At 55.0% G+C, this 531-nt stretch carries 1 protein-coding gene; it reads left to right on the forward strand.

The features are described 5' to 3' along the window. Positions 1–73: 73 nt before the first annotated feature. On the forward strand, positions 74–531 hold a 458-nt coding region (locus ACTHSP_RS21530), incomplete at its 3' end, for a FeoB small GTPase domain-containing protein (protein WP_440346943.1).

Consider the following 531-nt stretch of genomic DNA (forward strand, 5'->3'; position numbering starts at 1 on the left):
GGAAGAGGCCGGGAAGATTATGTGTCGTATCGTTGAGGCCGTTTAAGGCCGTCTGAAAGAATAAGGAAAAATGATGGAACTAAGCTATTTTGCCTTGATTGGCGCGCCAAACTGCGGCAAAACCGTTTTGTTCAACGGTTTGACCGGCTCACATGCCAAGGTTGCCAATTATCCGGGCGTAACTGTCGATAAGCGCGAGGGCGCCTTCCTCGACGACGAGGCCGTCCGCATTATCGACCTGCCGGGCACATACAGCCTACGCACGACCAGCCCCGACGAAGCGGTGGCGAAAGATGTAATGGTAGGCAAGATGGGCATTCCGCCCGATGCCATTATTGCCGTTGCCGACGCGACCAACCTGCGTATGACCCTGCGCATGATTTTGGAACTGAAAACGCTGGGACTGCCTATGGTGGTGTCGCTGAATTTGAGCGACGTGGCCCGCAAAAGGGGCTTGAATATCGACGCGGCCAAACTGAGCGAGTTGTTGGATGCACCTGTTTTGGAAACAGTTGCAGTGAGCGCGTCGGG

This window comes from Neisseria sp. P0001.S005 (genome assembly GCF_051963715.1).